Genomic DNA, 20379 nt, shown 5'->3' with positions numbered 1-20379 from the left:
CTTTGCAAAGCTTGCAACCTATTATACATTAATAAATTAATAGAAATTCAAGGAATAATCGAATTATTATTAAACTTCATTATTAAGTATCTTCCATCAGACTATTAATAATAAAGCACCTGATTGTGTAGTCAGTTAAATTAATTATCTTTAGATCTAACTTTCATAAAAGTTGTCTAACTATGACATGATAATTATAAATTTTAGTCTAAATTATGGTCGTCCTAATTAAGGCAAGAACTTAGTAAAAGCTTAAATTTTCTCAATTCAAGGTGTTTAAATGGTGGAACTTATAAGATTTTACTAAAAATTTCTACCATCAACCACAACGAAGAATTCTCGAGGTTACTCTAATTGTCATCAAAATGAATCTTTTTACTAGTTATTCAAAATAATAACTGAAGGAAAACAGTGTTTTCCTTATTACCAATTTCTAAGTTATTTTAACCTTGATATTAGTTAATCCATTTAATAATTTACTATTTATCGACCCCACAAAAAATTGAAGGATAGAAGCTTACAACATGTAAGCTTGGTTAAGTTAGGGTTAACTTGGGCGTTAGCTGTTAATGATAATTCCTTCAGTTCCTTCTACAACTTTACCGATCTGATAGGCTGGAACTCCTTGGCGTTCAAAAAAATTTAGGGTTGATGTAGTCTGTTGGGATGGTACAATCACCACAAACCCGATTCCCATATTAAACGTTTCCAACAGACTTGGCTGGCTAATGTTACCAATCTGAGCTATCCAGCGAAAAATTAGCGGAATTTCCCAGCTTTGGGGATTAATAACGACAGATTGCCCTTTATTTAAACAGCGAGGTAGGTTTTCTGGTATTCCTCCCCCTGTAATGTGTGCCATGGCGTTAATCTCTATTCCTAAGTTTAATGCCTCGAGGATTGGTTTCACATAAAGTCGGGTGGGGGTTAAGAGAACCTCCCCTAGGGTTTGTCCGTCAAATATTTCACGGCCATCGCTCCAATCAAGGCCATTGAGCTCTACTATTTTACGAATCAGACTAAAGCCATTACTGTGTACGCCACTACTGGCAAGTCCAATGACAATATCTCCGATCTTGACTTTGGAACCATCAAGAATTTTATTTTTTTCCACAATTCCCACACAAAACCCCGCCACATCATATTCCCCAACCTGGTAGAAACCTGGCATTTCCGCGGTTTCTCCCCCTAATAAAGTACAATCACTCAAACGACACCCTTCAACAATACCCTCAACAACATCGCTAAGTTGTTGTAGATTTAGTTTTCCAGTAGCTAAATAGTCTAGAAAAAATAAAGGTTCAGCACCACAGGTTAAGACATCGTTAACACACATGGCTACTAAGTCAATACCAATGGTACGATGTTGGTCCAGTGCTTGGGCTATTTTCAGTTTAGTTCCTACACCGTCGGTTCCTGAGACCAGGACAGGATTTCGATAGTCTTGGGGTAACTCGAAGTATCCCCCAAACCCACCAAGTCCCCCTAATACTTCCTTACGATAGGTACTTTCAACTCCCCGACGAATTTTTTCAACGAAGGATCGTCCTACTTGTATGTCTACTCCTGCTTCTCGATAATCCATAGATATCTTGTAACGGTTTCCCGAGTTATATCTTAAACTGTATTTATCCACTTTCGTTTATTCTTTATTTTTGCTCCAAAAGGGTTAACTAGGTTTGGATAATTTGTTTAAGTTCAGAAAATGGATGATAAACGATTTACCTTATCATAGTTTCCAAAACTTATTCATAATTATGCAGATAAACATTTTTTTTGATATTTTTTGAGGTCATTTGAGGACTTTTCTAAGATGTCAATTACGTCCTGCTGAACATAAAAATACTCTCTTTCTTTAAAGTTGAATGCCTATTGATAAATTCAAATGAATTTTGATTAAAATATTGATATTACTGTATTTTCTCAATTATGCTCGGGTAACAGAATTAAAGATGACAGCGTGCAGAATACCTTTTTATTGCTTTGCTAAGCAACAATTATTCTAATTTTGAAGTTTCATGAAATTGAAAAATATTCCAGGCTAAAGTTTAAATGTAATTTGGGGCAACACTGTTAATAGTAATTCCCCAGTTAGTTTTAGACTAGTAATTTTAGAGTAGACTTTACTTTTTAAAATGTTATTGACCAATATCCGTATTGTTACGTATCTAATTGTAGCCTAGTTTGCCTTTAGTTCGGAACAAGAGGATAGACCCATGTTCATCCGAAACTGATTGTTAAGGACATGAGCTGGTCTCCAGAAGTAGCAATCCTGTCCCCTTGTGTAGTAATATCGGTTAAAGAGATCATCTCATCTATCATTACATTAGCTAATAACCATGAAGGCTTTTTCAGCTTCTTCAGTGATACAGTTTGTTTTTACAAAGTTTCTTTGGGTAAACACAAGCAAATTATTTTTTCTCTCTATATTTAAGTAATTGAAGTTTAATTTATTTTGTTTTGATTCATATTTTTTATGGTAACCGCTTTTAGCAAAAATTCATTTAACTTCCTTAGTTAAATCATATTTACCTTCAAACATTATCTCGGCAACTTTATAAGCTTTTATCTGATGTAATTTTCTCTATAAATAGGTTATTTTAAACAGTTCTAGAATAGATTTTTTTTAAAAATACTTGCACTTAACTTACCATAAAAAGTTATAATAGAGTTGTCCGCAATAATTTAATCAACTGATGTTATCTTCTAATTTCAGGATGTTTATCAAGTATAAATAGAAAATAATTTTTATATTAATTTTTTTAAAAAAAAGCTATATATAGCGTAACTAAATTATCAGAAATAAGATAAAAAATAGAAGAGGCTAGGTTTTAAAAAATGGGAGTTATCGATAGTTGATATGACTATTGATCATTGATAAAATTAACAATGAATAAGCTTTTCACTCTGGCAAACCGTAACTTAACAGCCAAGTTTTATTTTAAAATTTTGCTAAATTATATTTTTTTAAGCTTCTAAAACTTTTTTTGTTACACACTAAAGTAAGAAAATTAATGGGTTGAAAGTTTTAGAAGGCTAGAATATAGTATTTCCCACAAGCTACCCCAAGACAATCAGAATTATAAATCATAAAAAATATTTAGGGTAAAAGAAAACAGAGACGTTTTCAACAAACGTCTCCCTCAAAAATCACTCAACTTAATTCTAATCTCTAACTAAATTGTTCTTCTATTTCTAGATCAAATAACATTTGCAGAGATTGAAGACAACGTTTTCGAGCTTCAATATCCTGTTGGGCTCGCAATTGTACCATTGGTTCATGGAGAATTTTATTAACGATTCCTCGTGTTAAAGCTTCAATTACTTCTTGGTGTTTCTCAGCAAATTCAGTTCCCAAACGAGATAGAGCTTTTTCTAATTCCTGTTCTCGAATACCTTCTACTTTAGTTCGCAGAGAACTGATAGTGGGAACTGTCTCTAAAGAACGCCACCACAACTCAAAGGCTTTTATTTCTTCTTCAAGGGGTCTTTCAGCTTCTTGTGCCATCCGACGACGGCTTTCATGATTTTGAGCCACCACTGCTTTTAAATCATCCACATTGTAGGATTCAATGATATCCATCTCTTGGACATCAGCAGCTACATTACGGGGAACTGAGATATCCAACAACATCAAGAAATGATTGGGATCTAATGCCTCAGTAAGATTTTCCTTACATAAAATTGGTTCTGTGGCTCCTGTACTAGTAAAAACAATATGGGAAGCAGCTACTACTTGCATCGTCTCATCAAGAGGTTTCAAGGTAAGAGGTGCTTGAGAAAATTTATTAGCTAAATCTTGGGCACGTCGTTGGGAACGGTTGACGACAGTAATATCAGTTGCCCCTTTAGCCAAAAGATGCTGCACCAGCAAACGAGCCATTTTTCCCGCGCCAATAATGGTCACTCGACGATTGGTAAAATCTTTGGCTTTAGTTTGGGCTAATTCTACCGCGGCAGAACTAATAGAAACAGCTCCAGTTCCGATATTGGTCTCGCTTCGAACCCGTTTGCCAGCAGTTATAGCTTGCTTGAAGAGACGATCAAGCAATCGCCCAATACCTTTGTATTTTTTAGCTAATCTGTGAGTAGTTTTCACTTGGGCTAAGATTTGTCCTTCCCCTAAGACTAGACTTTCTAAACCCGCAGAGACTCGAAGCAGATGACGGACTGCATCCTGGTGGAGCAAAATGAATAGGTATCGTCGTAGAGAATTTAACGATAAATGACCCACTTCAGATAGAAATTGATTAATTTCTACTACCCCTTTTTCTGTATCAGTAACCACTGCGTAAATTTCTAAACGATTGCAGGTGCTAATAATCGCTACTTCGTCGATGTGGAGATAGCTTCTTAAATGGACAATAGCTTCTTCGAGTTTTGCTTCTTGAATACTCAACTTTTCGCGGATTTCGACGGGGGCTGTTTTATGGCTTAAACCCACAACGGCAATATTCATGTGTTCTCCTACAAGGATTCGATCTTGCACTGTTAAGCAATGAAAAATTTAAGAATTTAAGTTCTGCTCTCTTTGATTTGGATAATTTATATCTAAATAGCCACTATAGCTAATATTTATCGAAATAAACCTTATAAAATTTAAAACAGAAACTAGGAGCTTGGGAATCGGGAGCTCCAAAAATTTCTACTCAAAAGCCTTACCATTCCAGACTCCTATACGGACACTACTCCTAAGCGATGGAATCTGAAATTGTTCGCCCTTATGGTCTCTTACTCCTCACATTTCAATTGCAACTGAGGCGATCTAGTGAAGATTAATGGACTTAGGTTTGTTAAACAGATGAACTCTATCGATAAAACGGGCTGTCTTAGATTGACTGGAGATAACTAAACTGTGAGTCCCGGCTCTTGTATGGAAGAGACGAACCCCTTTCATTAAAAATCCCCGGGGTAATTCCACAAGCAGCAAAGAGAACAGTTTCACCACAGGCTAATTCATCAGCGTTATAGATTCCGATCAGGATCTTCGATGCCCATTTCTCTGAGTCGTGCTAGGTTTCCCTCTTTGCTTTCGCTAATTAAACCAGTTTTAACAACTGCGGAATCATAGACTAACTGTCCTTGAAAATGTCCATCTAAACAACGCATGTCCGCAGCTGAAATAACCTTTTCGGGAGCTGCTCCGATCTCCATTAAAGCATAAATATTGGTTCCTTCAAAAGCAATTGAATCCCTATTAAATTATTTATTTTAATTTTTAAGTATATATTTTTTCGATAAATAATTAAATATCGATTACATGTCATTTGAAATCTATTTTTAGATAAATAGATACTTTTTTCTATTTAATGCAAATTAATATAGTTATTTTTTTATTGCCATGAATATTTTTAGTCATTAAATCACAAGAAAAACAAGTTGCTATTAAATCTATTTTTTTGCTCAATCAAATTATTATTTTTTGAATTAAAATATGATAATAGGTAATAGTTAGTTATTTTGAATTTAGAATCTCATTGATTAAACTGAGTTTAGTATTTGATGCAATTTCTCATCTATTACATTTGTCCGGACTATACGTCAGTCTAAAACATTAGTATAATTTTTTTTATCCTATTTTATTAGCTTTGTCTTAACTAAACTACTTATCTACACTAAGTTTTTCTCAAAAAATAATAATCATATTTATTTTTTTATTTTTTTTATTTTTGCAGTAGTTTAAATTTTATTTACTTCTTTATGTAAAAAAATCTACTCTTTACAAATTATTTCGTCTAAAAGCTATTTAAAATATTTGATATTTTCTTTATTTAAAGTTTTTTATACTTTTCAGATTATTATATAATCTTTTTTTCTTCTTAGATAATTTATCTAGAAATGACATTGCATTTTCTAATCTTAATTTAATCTTATTCATTAACCATGACGAGCATCAACTTTCATCGTAATGTCTGTAAATTCAAAGCTACTAATCTTAATCCTCAATTAACTTTTAAATTTAAAAATTAACAAGAAAATAGATCAAGAACTTTAAAATTTAACTATCCCATGTCCCGTACTATTACTTACAGTCCTGCTTATACTCTTGTTGTTACCTATGAATGTTTCAATCGTTGTACCTATTGCAATTTTAGAGTTGCTCCTGGTCAAGATTCGTGGTTAAGTATTCCCAAAGCATGGCAAATCTCACAATCTCTTCAAGAACAAAATGTTTGTGAAATACTTATTCTTAGCGGAGAAATTCATCCCCATTCTCCAAAAAGACAATCTTGGTTACAGAGAATTTATGAGCTGTGTCAATTGAGTTTATCTCTAGGATTTTTACCCCATACTAACGTTGGACCATTAAGTTTTACTGAGATGAAAACTCTCAAATCTGTCAATGTATCGATGGGGTTAATGTTAGAACAAATTACTCCTAAATTATTAGAAACTGTTCATCGCCACGCCCCTAGTAAAGTTCCTCAATTGCGCTTACAACAGTTGGAATGGGCAGGACAATTAAAAGTCCCCTTCACCACAGGACTTTTATTAGGAATTGGAGAAAATTCTGATGATTGGTGGGAAACATTGGGAGCGATCACCCAAATTCATCAAAAATGGGGCCACATTCAAGAAGTTATCTTACAACCCCATAGTTTAGGACACCAACAAGCCTTTTTAACCCCTTCTTTCAATCCTTCTAAACTACCAGAAATAATAGCCAAAGCAAGACAAATTTTACCTAACAACATTACTCTACAAATTCCTCCTAATTTAATCTTAGACCCTTCTTGTTTACTTGATTGTTTAGAAGCAGGAGCCAAAGATTTAGGTGGAATTAGCCCAAAAGATGAAGTTAATCCAAATTATCCTCATTTAACCCATCAAGAACTATTTGAACTTCTCCAATCTCAAAAATGGAATTTAGTTCCTCGTCTTCCTATTTATCCCCAATACGATTGTTGGTTACCTTTATCATTAAAGCAAGCTGTGGAAAACTGGAGAAACCAACAGAGTACAATAAACTATCCTTCTCATAGTCAAAATAAAAATTACTAGATATTATCAGTATCAGTCTTGAATCTATTTTGTAGATTAGGTTAGGTACGGAATTAATTTCAAAATTAATTTCAAACAGAATTTAATTCGATAAAAAACAACATTTAATAATTAAAACTTAAAAAATTATAAGTTTTAATTATTAAACAAATAGCTTGCCCTCAAAGAAGGCAAGCTATTTGTTTAATAATTAATCCTGGCATCGAGCTATTGTCCCGGTGGGCTACCCCACAAGTATCTTGGCCGCTGCCGCGTTTCACAAGCGAGTTCGGGATGGTATCGCAGTGGGTCCACGGTGCTAGAGACACCAGGAAGTGAAATGATTAAGAAAAGTACCCTCAAGACTGCAAAAAACGAGAAAAAAAGTTCAAAGTAAAAGTTCAAAGTAATATAGAAGGTCAAGCCCTCGATCTGTTAGTATGCCTCGGCTTCATTCATTACTGAATGTCCACCTAGCACCTATAAACGGGTAGTCTTCCCGTGATCTTACCAGGTTAACCCTGTGAGAGCACTCATCTCGAGGTGGGCTTCCCACTTAGATGCTTTCAGCGGTTATCCGCTCCGCACTTGGCTACCCTGCGTTTACCGTTGGCACGATAACAGGTACACCAGCGGTGCGTCCTTCCCGGTCCTCTCGTACTAAGGAAGGCTCCTCTCAATGCTCTTACGCCTACACCGGATATGGACCGAACTGTCTCACGACGTTCTGAACCCAGCTCACGTACCGCTTTAATGGGCGAACAGCCCAACCCTTGGGACGTACTTCCGCCCCAGGTTGCGATGAGCCGACATCGAGGTGCCAAACCTCCCCGTCGATGTGAACTCTTGGGGGAGATCAGCCTGTTATCCCTAGAGTAACTTTTATCCGTTGAGCGACGGCCCTTCCACGCGGTGCCGTCGGATCACTAAGGCCGACTTTCGTCTCTGCTTGACTTGTAGGTCTCGCAGTCAAGCTCCCTTATGCCTTTGCACTCTACGGCTGATTTCCAACCAGCCTGAGGGAACCTTTGCGCGCCTCCGTTATCTTTTAGGAGGCGACCGCCCCAGTCAAACTGCCCACCTGAAACTGTTCTTTCCCCGGCTAACGGGTTAAAGTTAGAATTCTAGCCTTTCTAGAGTGGTATCTCACCATTGGCTCCATCTGACCCACAAGCCAGACTTCAAAGCCTCCCACCTATCCTGCGCAAGAAAAGCCCGAACTCAATTCCAGGCTACAGTAAAGCTTCATAGGGTCTTTCTGTCCAAGTGCAGGTAGTCCGTATCTTCACAGACAATCCTATTTCGCCGAGCCTCTCTCCGAGACAGTGCCCAGATCGTTACGCCTTTCGTGCGGGTCGGAACTTACCCGACAAGGAATTTCGCTACCTTAGGACCGTTATAGTTACGGCCGCCGTTCACCGGGGCTTCAGTCGCTAGCTTCGGTTACCCTAACCAACTTCCTTAACCTTCCGGCACTGGGCAGGCGTCAGCCCCCATACTGCGTCTTACGACTTGGCGGAGACCTGTGTTTTTGGTAAACAGTCGCCTGGGCCTCTTCACTGTGACCACCTCTCGGTGGCACCCCTTCTCCCAAAGTTACGGGGTAATTTTGCCGAGTTCCTTAGAGAGAGTTATCTCGCGCCCCTTAGTATTCTCAACCTCCCTACCTGTGTCGGTTTCGGGTACAGGTAATTAGAAATTAACGTGGTTCGGGCTTTTCTGGGAAGCTTGACATCAGTCACTTCCTCTCCGTAGAGAGTCGGACTCGCAACTTAGCTCAGGACGTTTTCTCCGTCCCTCAATACCTCGTATACTTACACCGGTAACCATTATCCGGCTGACTTAGCCTTCTCCGTCCCCCGCCACAATTTCTAATCAGTACGGGAATGTTAACCCGTTGTCCATCGACTACGCTTTTCAGCCTCGCCTTAGGTCCTGACTAACCCTCCGCGGACGAGCCTTCCGGAGGAACCCTTAGGGTTTCGGGGTATATGATTCTCACATATATTTTCGCTACTCAAGCCGACATTCTCACTTCTATGCTGTCCACACCTGCTTGCCGCTAGTGCTTCACCCTACATAGAACGCTCCCCTACCACAGTTTCCTGTCCACAGCTTCGGTAGAATACTTAGCCCCGTTCATTTTCGGCGCAGGAGCGCTTGACCAGTGAGCTATTACGCACTCTTTTAAGGATTGCTGCTTCTAGGCAAACCTACTGGTTGTCTGTGCACTCCCACCTCCTTTATCACTTAGTATTCATTTGGGGACCTTAGCTGGTGGTCTGGGCTGTTTCCCTTTCGACGATGAAGCTTATCCCTCACCGTCTTACTGGTTGATGCATAACGGGTATTCTGAGTTTATCTCACGTTGGTACCGCTCTCGCAGCCCGCAGCGAAATAGTGCTTTACCCCCCGCCATGGTACACAACCGCTGCGCCTAAACGCATTTCGGGGAGAACCAGCTAGCTCCGGGTTCGATTGGCATTTCACCCCTAACCACAGCTCATCCGCTGATTTTTCAACATCAGTCGGTTCGGACCTCCACTTGGTATTACCCAAGCTTCATCCTGGCCATGGTTAGATCACCCGGGTTCGGGTCTACAAATTGTGACTAGCGCCCTATTCGGACTCGCTTTCGCTTTGGCTTCAGGTATTTCCCCTTAACCTGCCACAACCTGTAAGTCGCCGGCTCATTCTTCAACAGGCACACGGTCAGACGTTAAATCGTCCTCCCATTGCTTGTAGGCTAACGGTTTCATGTTCTATTTCACTCCCCTTACTGGGGTTCTTTTCACCTTTCCCTCGCGGTACTATTTCACTATCGGTCACACAGGAGTATTTAGCCTTACGAAGTGGTCTTCGCAGATTCACACGGGATTTCTCGTGCCCCGTGCTACTCGGGATTCAGCTAGGCTGTTTAAGTTTTTAACTACAGGGCTTTTACCTTCTCTGGCGCAGTGTTCAGCTGCTTCGTCTAACCGCTACAGTCCATGTTGCTGTCCCACAACCCCATCTGCCGAAGCTGATGGTTTAGGCTGTTCCCTGTTCGCTCGCCGCTACTGGGGGAATCGCTTTTGCTTTCTTTTCCTCGGGTTACTAAGATGTTTCAGTTGGCCCGGTTGGCTCGCACCACCCTATGTATTCAGGTGGCCGTGTTTAAGGTTGCCCTATTCGGATATCTCCGGCTCAATGCTTGTTTCCAGCTCCCCGGAGCGTTTCGTCGGTAACTACGTCCTTCATCGCCTCTGTGTACCTAGGTATCCACCGTTAGCCCTTTGTAGCTTGACCATTTCAATATGGTACTTATCACTTGGACTTTTCTACACGGACAGTATTTTTTTACGCTTCAGTTAACAACGTATTAACAACGCGTTAACTAATAACATAAGAATATGACCGTTTTCTCGTTTTTATGCAGTTTTCAAGGTACTTTACTGGACTTTAACTGCCCAGCAGTCTGTCCTACTTTATCCAAGTAAGACTCGGTGCTGGACCCATGTTTGAATGTTGCTTTAAAAAGCACACATTGTATTTAGGTGGGCCATCCTGGACTTGAACCAGGGACCTCACCCTTATCAGGGGTGCGCTCTAACCACCTGAGCTAATAGCCCTCGTTCCGAACCAATTCCAGTTTAGAAGCTAATACAAGCAGTTTTCCCTTGCACGACCTTGGGATCCATTCTAAGGAAAGGCGTTTATTTAGGCTTTAGACTTTCGTCTTTTACCTTTTACCTTTTACCCCGAATTAAGGTCTCCCTATAAGGAGGTGATCCAGCCACACCTTCCGGTACGGCTACCTTGTTACGACTTCACCCCAGTCACCAGCCCTGCCTTAGGAGTCCCCCTCCAAAAGGTTAGGGTAACTACTTCGGGCGTGACCAGCTTCCATGGTGTGACGGGCGGTGTGTACAAGGCCCGGGAACGAATTCACCGCAGTATGCTGACCTGCGATTACTAGCGATTCCTACTTCATGCAGGCGAGTTGCAGCCTGCAATCTGAACTGAGGCTGGGTTTGATGAGATTCGCTTTCCCTCGCGGGGTCGCTGCCCTTTGTCCCAACCATTGTAGTACGTGTGTCGCCCAGAGCGTAAGGGGCATGCTGACTTGACGTCATCCTCACCTTCCTCCGGTTTGTCACCGGCAGTCTCCCTAGAGTTCCCAACTTAATGATGGCAACTAAGGACGAGGGTTGCGCTCGTTGCGGGACTTAACCCAACATCTCACGACACGAGCTGACGACAGCCATGCACCACCTGTGTTCGCGTTCCCGAAGGCACCCTCGAATTTCATCAAGGTTCGCGACATGTCAAGCCCTGGTAAGGTTCTTCGCGTTGCATCGAATTAAACCACATACTCCACCGCTTGTGCGGGCCCCCGTCAATTCCTTTGAGTTTCACACTTGCGTGCGTACTCCCCAGGCGGGAAACTTAACGCGTTAGCTTCGGCACGGCTTGGGTCGATACAAGCCACACCTAGTTTCCATCGTTTACAGCTAGGACTACAGGGGTATCTAATCCCTTTCGCTCCCCTAGCTTTCGTCCCTGAGTGTCAGTTCCGGCCCAGTAGCGCGCCTTCGCCACCGATGTTCTTCCCAATATCTACGCATTTCACCGCTACACTGGGAATTCCCGCTACCCCTACCGGACTCTAGTTTCTCAGTTTCCACCGCCTATCTAGAGTTAAGCTCTAGCCTTTGACAGCGGACTTGAGTAACCACCTGCGGACGCTTTACGCCCAATAATTCCGGATAACGCTTGCATCCTCCGTATTACCGCGGCTGCTGGCACGGAGTTAGCCGATGCTTATTCCTCAGGTACCGTCAGATCTTCTTCCCTGAGAAAAGAGGTTTACAACCCAAGAGCCTTCCTCCCTCACGCGGTATTGCTCCGTCAGGCTTTCGCCCATTGCGGAAAATTCCCCACTGCTGCCTCCCGTAGGAGTCTGGGCCGTGTCTCAGTCCCAGTGTGGCTGCTCGTCCTCTCAGACCAGCTACTGATCGACGCCTTGGTGAGCCTTTACCTCACCAACTAGCTAATCAGACGCGAGCTCCTCTCCTGGCAATAAATCTTTCACCTTACGGCACATTGGGTATTAGCAGTCGTTTCCAACTGTTGTCCCCAACCAAGAGGCAGATTCTCACGCGTTACTCACCCGTCCGCCACTAGCTCCGAAGAGCTCGTTCGACTTGCATGTGTTAGGCATACCGCCAGCGTTCATCCTGAGCCAGGATCAAACTCTCCATAGTGTTTGATCTGACTTGCGCCGATATTTCCCAATTAAATTGGTTCTTCGGCTCCTTATCTATTTAGTCTTATCGTTTTTTTGTCTACTAGACAGGAAAAACAATAAGATGTATAATTTTTCCAATGACAAGGGTTTTATGGCTTTTAGCTTCTAAACTATGGATTTTTCAAGGTTCAGTGCGCTGGTGGAGAGCGTGTTGCTCTTAACCGCGCATTTACCAATCTATACCAACGTCCTAGAAAATGTCAACCCTTTTTTAAAACTTTTTTTCTTCTCCCTCTGTAAGCCTCTTTAAACAAGGGTTGTGGAATTTGCTTCAAGTCAAGAGATTTATTATGTAGCCCAAGTATTTATTTTTCAATTTACTCCACAAAAAGTAGTTACTACATTGAATCTGTCTCAATTACGATTGTTGAACGTGAGTTCGATGAGGACAGTGTGAAGAAGCAATTCCAGTTTTACAAAGCTTTGCTATTTTTTTCAGAGAATGGTCACATTGTGAATTATATAGAAGACATGTTGGCGAGTATGTGATATTCTCGATGTGTGAATTTATTGAGTGTCATTGATAATCTGCTGTCCCATAGGAGAAACTGCATAACCTAAAAACGTTTTAACTGCTTCTGAAGAAGGTTTTTGGTAAACATAATAGAGTGATTGCCTATAAGGATATTTGGAGACTTCAGAAGTATGGTCGTCAATGGGGACAGTTCGTACTATCTGTTGATTTCCAATTTGAGAATAGGTTGCATAACTAATGCCATCAGTTCCTAGAGCTCGTAATATAGAAGTAGTGGAAGTAGTTACCTCTTTAGTTGTGGTAATGATGTCGGAAGTATTACCAAAATCTTTCCTCTTTAGGATTAATTGTTCAAAAATCTGACGTGTGCTACTGACAGAAGGGTGATTAATCACTTGAATTGCTCCTGGAGATCTTCCTAAAATTGACCAATTGGTGATTTTTCCTTGAAAAATGTCAACTACCTGAGTTTGTGTTAATCCATGACGAAAAGGATTTTGAGCTCCAATTACGATGGCAATCACATCTTTAGCCATAAGAATAGCAGTTAATCCTTGAGATTTTTCATCATTGGTGAGATCACGAGATATTGCTGCAATATCAACGTTGCCCCTTAATAATAACTCAATACTTTTATCCGATTTCTGTGTGTTTACAATTATCTGAGCTTCTGGAAATTGTTGTTCAAAACCATTTTTTAGAGCTTGATTAAGTAATTCCATAGTGGTCGAGCTACTAATTCTGATGAGAATCCCTGGGGGGATCTTTGTAGGAAAAAAGAAAGTTCCTGAATCGGTAGGAGAAGGAGGCGGTGGTAAAGGAGAACCGGATGTAATTACTTTATTTTTAGGAAATATGGTCATTCCAGAGGAAAAAAATCGGTGATTTTCGCTAATTTTTTGAATAAACCACCAATAAGCCCCTCCTAAAATTCCGGCAGTAATCAGAAGAAACATAATAATCACGTAGGTCTTGTTTTTTTGTGACATAATTCGTCTCTAATAACAACTTCTGACCAATTGTACTTAAGTTATGTCCCGACGAAGACTTACAATAAAGAACTTTATTGATAATCTATAACTATTAAGGACTTTTAAATCTTTTGATTGTAAAAATTTAGTCTTTTATAGACTTAGTCTGATAGATCAGCAGCTAATAACTTCCAAAACTTGATCTTTATAAAAATTCAGTTTGAAAGTATTGAAAACTTTGATGAATAAAACTTCCGGCTTTTGTTTATCATAACTTTGTTGGAACTGGTCTAAGCTACAGTAGAAAGAAGAGCTAAAAGGTACAAATCCTTTATCCAGCAAGACGTGCCCGCACTTGAAACTCTTAATACCTAATTCAGGTTTGTATAGTTAAAATAATCATTTAAGTAATCCGTCAGGGTTATATGTACAGACGTTCGAGTTGACATTGACCAGTAGTTTTAGTTATTCCTCTCTTGAAGAGAAAAAATTTTTTAGGAACTTGAATGAGCAACGAAACTTATTTCAACCATCCCACCTTCGGGCTACTTTATAGAGTGTGTCTATTAGATAATAATCAAGAGTTATTTACAACCTTATATGCTCAACGGTTATTTTTTCTATTAAAAATTTTGCCCACTGACATGCTTTTTGAGCCAGTAAGTCGTTCCAGTGCTAGGCTATTGGTAGAGACTCGTGTGCGTGACCTGCGCCGTTTAGGAGCTTTTCAAGATTATCAAGAACTCCAGATGATTTATAAACGAACATTTCCCTGATTATTTGGAACATTTAACTCTACGTCAAAACTATAGTATTTTTCTAGGTCAATGACCATTGCTCAACGTCTTAATCGAATTCGTCAACAACTACCTTCTCATGTTCGTTTGATAGCTGTCACCAAACAGGTATCTGTTCCTCAAATGCGGGCAGCTTATGAATCAGGAATACGAGACTTTGCTGAAAGTCGTATTCAAGAAGCCATATCAAAACAAGAACAACTCAACGACCTAAAAGATATTTGTTGGCATTTTATTGGGCATTTACAAGCCAATAAAGTAAAAAAAGTGCTGTTACACTTTGACTGGATTCATTCGGCTGACAGTCTTAAAATTGTTCGGCGTCTTAATCGACTTGCCGCTGAATCTTCCCTATCTCCTAAAGTCTGTCTTCAGGTCAAAATTTTATCCGATCCTAATAAATATGGCTGGATAGAAGAAGAACTTTTCGCAAACTTATTAGAACTAGAAAACTTTAAAAGCTTGGAAATAAAAGGTCTGATGACAATTTTACCTTTAGGTTTATCTAAAGCAGAAATTTTAGCTACTTTTAAAAAAGTAAAAGATCTAGCTCATAAAATCAAAAGACAGTCAAGCTTAGATCTCAATCAATTGTCAATGGGGATGTCTGATGACTATCAACTAGCCATACAAGCAGGAGCAACTATGATTCGTCTAGGGAGAATTATCTTTGGGAAAAGAGATTGAATATGTTTGGTGATTAACTTCCTCATTACCCTGAAAATTGATTAAAAGCGTCTTTGTTTCTATTCAAGACAAAAAAGTTCACATAATCTAACATATTCTTTTTATTTCATAAATTGTTTATATTCTTTAGAGATCTTTGTTCGTTGGTATCCTAAAATGTAAGACAGCTGGTCAAAGATATCCTAAAATGTTAAGACAGCTGGTCAAATAATATTTTTCTAAAATCTAAAATGAGGGAACATATTTTTGAACTTAAACGACTAAGAACATGTTATTGAAGTAAAACGACTAAATAGTAGAGCCATCCGGACTAAAAGGAACTGGCTTTGATAGCGTCGCCAGACTAGAAAAGTTCACTCGTCCTTACAACAAACTAGGTAGTGCGAAGAGTGACTCAATAGAGCCCTAAATCTAATTTTAAGCCAACAGGTACAATATTGTTTTTTAACCTTTATTTCCCTTGTTTGGTTAACCCTTTGTAAAAAACGGAAATTTTGAATATGTCTTTGACAGAGAAGCTAAAAAGAATTGTGGGTATTGATGAACCTGTATATGATGAATACGATCCCTATGATTCAGAAGATTATAAAGAAATGGAGGAAGAGCAGCATCTCTCTTCCATGGGAAAAGACTATACTCAACCGTCTTCACGCAACCGTGATTTGAATTTAACTTCGGATTCATCTATAGGAACAAATAGGAATAATGTCATCGGAATGCCGGGGATTACTAATAGCATTGCTGAAGTAGTAGTAGTTGAACCCCATTCATTTGACGAAATGCCCCAGGTTATCCAAACCCTGCGGGAGCGTAAGTCTGTTGTTCTTAATTTGAATGTGATGGATCCCGAAGAAGCACAAAGAGCCGTAGATTTTGTAGCAGGTGGAACTTATGCTATTGATGGACACCAAGAAAGAATAGGTGAGAGTATTTTCTTATTTACCCCAAGCTGTGTTAAGGTAAGTACTCTTTCTGGGATGGTTCATGATGTGCCTGAAGTTCCCACAACTCCTGTGCGTACTTCAGCTCCCACCCCTAGTTGGGGAACTGACGCCAGCCGCCTGGTTCAATGATCAGTGGAGATGTAAGGTCCCGTTACGTCGATATTGTGGTAACTATAATGTTTTGGTGAAAGCTGGATCGTTAAGTTAAATTCAATTAAAACTTGTGTCTATTAGATTAGGTATCATCGGCGGCGGGGTGATGGCAGAGGCTATAATATCCCGCCTTTTAAACAAAAAACTTTATCAATCTCACGAGGTGTTAGTTAGCGAACCTAACCAACAGCGGCGAGAGTTTCTTGAACAAACCTATCGGGTTCATATTGCTGAAGACAACCAAACAGTAGTTGAGTCGGGAGAGGTGTTATTGTTATCCATCAAACCCCAGGTGTTAGATGAGGTTTTGTCCTCACTAAATTTGGTAGAACGTCCTCAGCCTTACCCGCTCGTTATCTCTATTTTAGCTGGGGTTCCCTTAATTCGTTTAGAAGCAGGTTTCCCTAAATATCCAATACTGCGAGTAATGCCCAATGTGCCGGCTACAGTCGGAGCAGGGATGACCGTGATCTCTCCTGGACAAGGAGTTAAACCAAACCATTTGACCTTAGCAACTACTCTCTTTGAGGCAGTCGGACAAGTGGTACAAGTGCCAGAGTCTTTAATAGACGCGGTCACAGGACTATCGGGATCAGGACCCGCTTTTGTAGCAATGATGATTGAAGCTTTAGCTGATGGAGGAGTGTATGCTGGCTTGCCCAGGAAAATTGCCATTCAACTAGCGTTACAAACGGTGTTAGGAACGGTACAATTGCTACAAAACACTGAGTTACATCCAGCCCAATTGAAGGATAAAGTCACTAGTCCAGGAGGAACTACAATCGCTGGAGTAGCCCAATTAGAAAAAGCTGGATTTCGGTCGGCTATCATTGAAGCGGTACAGGTAGCTTATCAGCAATCCCGAAAATTAGGCGAATAAGTGAAATGAGTAGCCTTAAATGAAAAGTAAAAAAGAAGATTATTTTGTTTCTCTGATTTCGTGAGCTTTGATTAAAATCAGTTCCGAACTAACAGGTTGATAAAAAGAAATGGATGCAATCCTTTTTTTTGTGATTGTTTCAGCTGTACTTTGACTAAATTACTTGTATTCATTTACTCGATCCAAATATATCTGTTATATTAGAATTACTTTTTTATTTTTCAACTCTCTGGAACTATTTTATTCTTTTTTTTTCACCTTTCTTGGTGTAGCATAACTCTCCTCTCCCTTAAATAATCCATCTAAAAATTGTTTTTATAATTGTATTGCCTGAATAATTCCACTTACAATTTTAAATGTTTTTAACTCTTTAAACCTTAGGATTTAAACATAATATTTCTACTTTTGCTTTAATTGTAGATAAAATTTTTGAATTGCAAACCAACCTTGATAGTTTCTACTATTTATACTGTTAGCTTAATTTTTAAAAAGGCTGGCATATAACTAGTTCTCTCTTTTAACTACTTTTCCATTTTAGACTTTTTTAAGCTCGCTTACTTGATTATTCTAATGATTAACAATAATGACTTCTGATTTTGTTTATTCCTATCCTCCTCTAATTTCAGGGATTTTAATTAGACGCTATAAGCGATTTTTAGCTGATATTGAACTTGAAACAGGTAAGATAATTACGGCTCATTGTGCCAATACAGGGCCAATGATAGGAGTGAGTAAGGTTGGCAGTCATGTTTATGTTTCTAAAAGTGATAATCCTAAGCGAAAATTAGCCTACACTTGGGAAATGATTAATGTTGAGGGAACTTGGGTTGGAATTAATACGGCTCTCCCTAATAAGGTAATTAAACTAACTTTGGAACAACAAAGTTTAGTAGAGTTAGCAGGACAATATACCCAAGTTCATTGTGAGGTTCCCTATGGGAGTGATAAAAAAAGTCGTATCGATTTTCTTTTAACACAAGATGGGAACAAGTCTCCCATTTATATAGAAGTAAAGAATACAACCCTTAGCCAAGGAAAAATAGCCCTCTTTCCTGATACTGTCACCAGTCGCGGACAAAAACACTTAAAAGAATTAATATCACTTTTGCCAGATGCAAAACCAATCATGCTCTATTTTATCAATCGAAAAGATTGTTATTCTTTTGCCCCTGGAGATAATTTCGATGCCACTTATGGAAAACTTTTAAGGAAAGCGGTTAATAAGGGAGTAAAAATATTACCTTATCGTTTTGAAGTTACTCCTAAAGGCATTCGCAATTTAGGACTTGCAGAATTTTTGATATCTTCCCTATCTTAAAGTTAAAATCAATTTTAGGTAGATTATCTCAGTTAACCACAGACTGCTAATTTTACAACGGTCAGAGAACGTGTGATATTTTTCTTTGTATTATATTCAAAAAATAACAGAGAGGTATAATTGTTCAATACCTCTCTAAAACTTAAATAATTATCCCAACAAAGTTTTGAGCTTCAAATCAAAGCTAAAACTCAAAACGGATCAAGTCGTAAACTTCTATATATTTATCTCCTAAATTTTGCCAAGAGTAATCATACTGCATCTCTTGTTTAGCTAGATTATAAAATCCTTCTCGAGTATATTACCATAACTCTAAAGGACGATGTAAAGCAGATTCTAAACCATTAAAATCTGCTTGGAAGAAAACATAACCATTGCGTTCTTCAGCGTGATGAAACTGATCATAATTTCGATCAAATACCGTATTAATCAAACCACCAACCCCACGCACAATAGGAATAGTTCCATACCGTAAAGAAATTATTTGAGTTAATCTACATGGTTCGTAATTGCTAGTAACAACTATCATATCTGCTCCTGCATAAATTAAGTGGGATAATTTTTTATTAAACTTAAGTTCTAAATGAACATCATAATTATTGTTTAAGTGATGTTTTTCATGCCAGAACCAGTTATTAATATCTGAAGCAGTAACTGCTCCTAAAAAGAAAAATTGTACTCTCTTTGCTATTCTAAAATAGATAGAATGGCGAACTAAATAAACTTCTTTTTGATCATCCAAGCGACTAATATAAACAACAATGGGTTTATCTTCATCTCTTAATAAGAAACGTTATCTTAAAGCTTTTTTATTACGAGCTTTTAATTCAAAATCTTCAGAGCCATAGTGTTTCAGGATATAGCTATCAATATCGGGACTCCAAATACTATAGTCAAGTTCATTAAGAATGCCACCAAATTTTTGTTGATGAATTTCTAAAGTGTGGCTCAAACTATGACCCTCGTTTCCAAAATGAGCTTCCCAAGCATGATGAGTAGAAACCGTGTTGACATAGTTAGAGTAAACAATACCTCTTTTTATAGGTTGACGACACTATCATTAAAGTTATCGCATAGATGATCATAATTGAGATAGTAGAGCTCATTATATGGTCCAGTTGCTCATCATCAACGCCGGCAATACTTTTGTGTTTGAAGTTATGAATGGTATAACCAACTATCTTTTTCAAGATCCTATAATGTGTATAAACTTCAAACAGTAAAATTGGAACCAGTGCCGTCTGCCAGTCATGACAGTAGATAATATCAAAACGTTTATTACTCTTAAAAAGAATTTTTAAGGCCATTTTACTGAAAAACGCAAAGCGCGTACAATCATCTATAGCGTCATAATAATATCTTCAGTTGAATAAATAATCGCGAGGGTTGGGTTGAATAAAACACAAAGTCGCCCGTATACATTACCACAAAAAACGGAACACTAAACAGTTCTATCCTTATGAAGGAATAAATAAATCTTGATAGACCTAATGGATCTCCCAAATGGGATTGTAGCATATACTATCATTCATAGGGAGAATTAGTTCGACACAGTTACCTTTACTTTCGAGTTCCCGACTTAGTCTGTAAGCTACGTCCCCCCACCCCCACTTTGATGGCGGGGACGTATTTTGAGGCAATTTGGACAATATACATAATAGTTTGCTACCTAACTTCTCCCATCCTCACTATTTATTGTAACTGTATCAGTTTTTAATATTTATAATGAGTTATGTCAAGGAAATAGTTTTCGATTCAATAATTTAGAAGAAAGGAACTTTTGAGATCGAATCAGGCTAAAACCTGATTTCACAAAGATGAAGTCTGTCTCCAGAGCTAAATTATAAGCTGGTGAAGACAAGCTTATGTTATACCGTTTTACT

The 20379-nt window shown here is 38.8% G+C and carries 12 protein-coding genes, 1 tRNA gene, 3 rRNA genes and 1 pseudogene; 6 read left to right on the top strand and 11 right to left on the bottom strand.

The window, feature by feature from the left end; all coding sequences use genetic code 11:
- Positions 1-559: 559 nt before the first annotated feature.
- The 3 genes and pseudogenes from purM to P3F56_RS05260 form a co-directional block, all read right to left on the bottom strand.
- Positions 560-1585 (bottom strand): phosphoribosylformylglycinamidine cyclo-ligase, encoded by a 1026-nt coding sequence (gene purM / locus P3F56_RS05270; protein WP_281151887.1) that lies wholly within the window; start codon positions 1583-1585, stop codon positions 560-562.
- 1587 nt (positions 1586-3172) lie between these two features.
- Positions 3173-4459: a glutamyl-tRNA reductase gene (locus tag P3F56_RS05265; protein WP_281153732.1), complete on the bottom strand. Its 1287-nt coding sequence runs from the start codon at positions 4457-4459 to the stop codon at positions 3173-3175.
- Between the two features lie 306 nt (positions 4460-4765).
- Positions 4766-5190 (bottom strand): annotated as a pseudogene (locus P3F56_RS05260) (fructose-bisphosphatase class II); the annotation flags it as partial.
- Positions 5191-6009: 819 nt separating this feature from the next.
- Between P3F56_RS05260 and cofG the strand changes: the two are divergent.
- Complete coding sequence (cofG, locus tag P3F56_RS05255; RefSeq protein ID WP_281151886.1) at positions 6010-7002, top strand: 7,8-didemethyl-8-hydroxy-5-deazariboflavin synthase subunit CofG; 993 nt, start codon at positions 6010-6012, stop codon at positions 7000-7002.
- Between the two features lie 194 nt (positions 7003-7196).
- Here cofG and rrf read toward each other — a convergent pair.
- The 5 genes from rrf to P3F56_RS05230 form a co-directional block, all read right to left on the bottom strand.
- Positions 7197-7314, bottom strand: a 5S ribosomal RNA gene (rrf, locus tag P3F56_RS05250).
- A gap of 82 nt (positions 7315-7396) precedes the next feature.
- Positions 7397-10269: ribosomal RNA gene (locus P3F56_RS05245) — 23S ribosomal RNA — on the bottom strand.
- Between the two features lie 249 nt (positions 10270-10518).
- Positions 10519-10592, bottom strand: a tRNA-Ile gene (locus tag P3F56_RS05240).
- Between the two features lie 148 nt (positions 10593-10740).
- A 16S ribosomal RNA gene (locus tag P3F56_RS05235) occupies positions 10741-12227 on the bottom strand.
- Together the 16S, 23S and 5S rRNA genes with 1 tRNA gene alongside form the textbook arrangement of a ribosomal RNA operon.
- A 551-nt stretch (positions 12228-12778) precedes the next feature.
- On the bottom strand, positions 12779-13735 hold the full coding sequence (locus P3F56_RS05230; protein WP_281151885.1) for a substrate-binding domain-containing protein: 957 nt from the start codon (positions 13733-13735) through the stop codon (positions 12779-12781).
- A gap of 488 nt (positions 13736-14223) precedes the next feature.
- On the opposite strand from P3F56_RS05230, the gene pipX reads away from it, so the two are divergent.
- From pipX to sfsA, 5 genes are all read left to right on the top strand, one after another.
- Positions 14224-14493, top strand: coding sequence for a transcriptional coactivator PipX (gene pipX / locus P3F56_RS05225; RefSeq protein ID WP_281151884.1), 270 nt, complete (start codon positions 14224-14226; stop codon positions 14491-14493).
- Between the two features lie 51 nt (positions 14494-14544).
- The gene (locus P3F56_RS05220; RefSeq protein WP_281151883.1) at positions 14545-15201 is read left to right on the top strand and encodes a YggS family pyridoxal phosphate-dependent enzyme; all 657 of its coding nucleotides are present in this window, start codon (positions 14545-14547) and stop codon (positions 15199-15201) included.
- Between the two features lie 500 nt (positions 15202-15701).
- Positions 15702-16274 (top strand): cell division protein SepF, encoded by a 573-nt coding sequence (locus P3F56_RS05215; RefSeq protein WP_281151882.1) that lies wholly within the window; start codon positions 15702-15704, stop codon positions 16272-16274.
- Between the two features lie 94 nt (positions 16275-16368).
- On the top strand, positions 16369-17178 hold the full coding sequence (gene proC / locus P3F56_RS05210) for a pyrroline-5-carboxylate reductase (RefSeq protein ID WP_281151881.1): 810 nt from the start codon (positions 16369-16371) through the stop codon (positions 17176-17178).
- Between the two features lie 583 nt (positions 17179-17761).
- Entirely contained in the window at positions 17762-18496 is a 735-nt protein-coding gene (sfsA, locus tag P3F56_RS05205; protein WP_281151880.1) for a DNA/RNA nuclease SfsA, read from the top strand.
- Between the two features lie 301 nt (positions 18497-18797).
- On the opposite strand, the gene P3F56_RS10480 is transcribed toward sfsA, so the two are convergent.
- From P3F56_RS10480 to P3F56_RS10470, 3 genes are all read right to left on the bottom strand, one after another.
- Positions 18798-19238 (bottom strand): glycogen synthase, encoded by a 441-nt coding sequence (locus tag P3F56_RS10480; protein ID WP_405054737.1) that lies wholly within the window; start codon positions 19236-19238, stop codon positions 18798-18800.
- A 51-nt stretch (positions 19239-19289) separates the two neighbouring features.
- Positions 19290-19448, bottom strand: a complete 159-nt coding sequence (locus P3F56_RS10475; RefSeq protein ID WP_405054736.1) for a hypothetical protein — start codon at positions 19446-19448, stop codon at positions 19290-19292.
- A 64-nt stretch (positions 19449-19512) separates the two neighbouring features.
- The gene (locus tag P3F56_RS10470) at positions 19513-19803 is read right to left on the bottom strand and encodes a glycogen/starch synthase (RefSeq protein ID WP_405054735.1); all 291 of its coding nucleotides are present in this window, start codon (positions 19801-19803) and stop codon (positions 19513-19515) included.
- Between the last annotated feature and the right edge of the window lie 576 nt (positions 19804-20379).

Origin of the sequence: cyanobacterium endosymbiont of Epithemia clementina EcSB (assembly GCF_029919255.1) — a bacterium.
Taxonomy (GTDB): Bacteria; Cyanobacteriota; Cyanobacteriia; order Cyanobacteriales; family Microcystaceae; genus Rippkaea.
Note: the sequence above shows the minus strand (reverse complement) of the source record. Positions and strands in the feature narration are given on the sequence as shown.

Coding starts and splice junctions, on each gene's coding strand:
- purM (WP_281151887.1), bottom strand. CDS start 1,585: ATGGATTATCGAGAAGCAGGAGTAGACATACAAGTAGGACGATCCTTC.
- P3F56_RS05265 (WP_281153732.1), bottom strand. CDS start 4,459: ATGAATATTGCCGTTGTGGGTTTAAGCCATAAAACAGCCCCCGTCGAA.
- cofG (WP_281151886.1), top strand. CDS start 6,010: ATGTCCCGTACTATTACTTACAGTCCTGCTTATACTCTTGTTGTTACC.
- P3F56_RS05230 (WP_281151885.1), bottom strand. CDS start 13,735: ATGTCACAAAAAAACAAGACCTACGTGATTATTATGTTTCTTCTGATT.
- pipX (WP_281151884.1), top strand. CDS start 14,224: ATGAGCAACGAAACTTATTTCAACCATCCCACCTTCGGGCTACTTTAT.
- P3F56_RS05220 (WP_281151883.1), top strand. CDS start 14,545: ATGACCATTGCTCAACGTCTTAATCGAATTCGTCAACAACTACCTTCT.
- P3F56_RS05215 (WP_281151882.1), top strand. CDS start 15,702: ATGTCTTTGACAGAGAAGCTAAAAAGAATTGTGGGTATTGATGAACCT.
- sfsA (WP_281151880.1), top strand. CDS start 17,762: ATGACTTCTGATTTTGTTTATTCCTATCCTCCTCTAATTTCAGGGATT.
- P3F56_RS10470 (WP_405054735.1), bottom strand. CDS start 19,803: ATGGCCTTAAAAATTCTTTTTAAGAGTAATAAACGTTTTGATATTATC.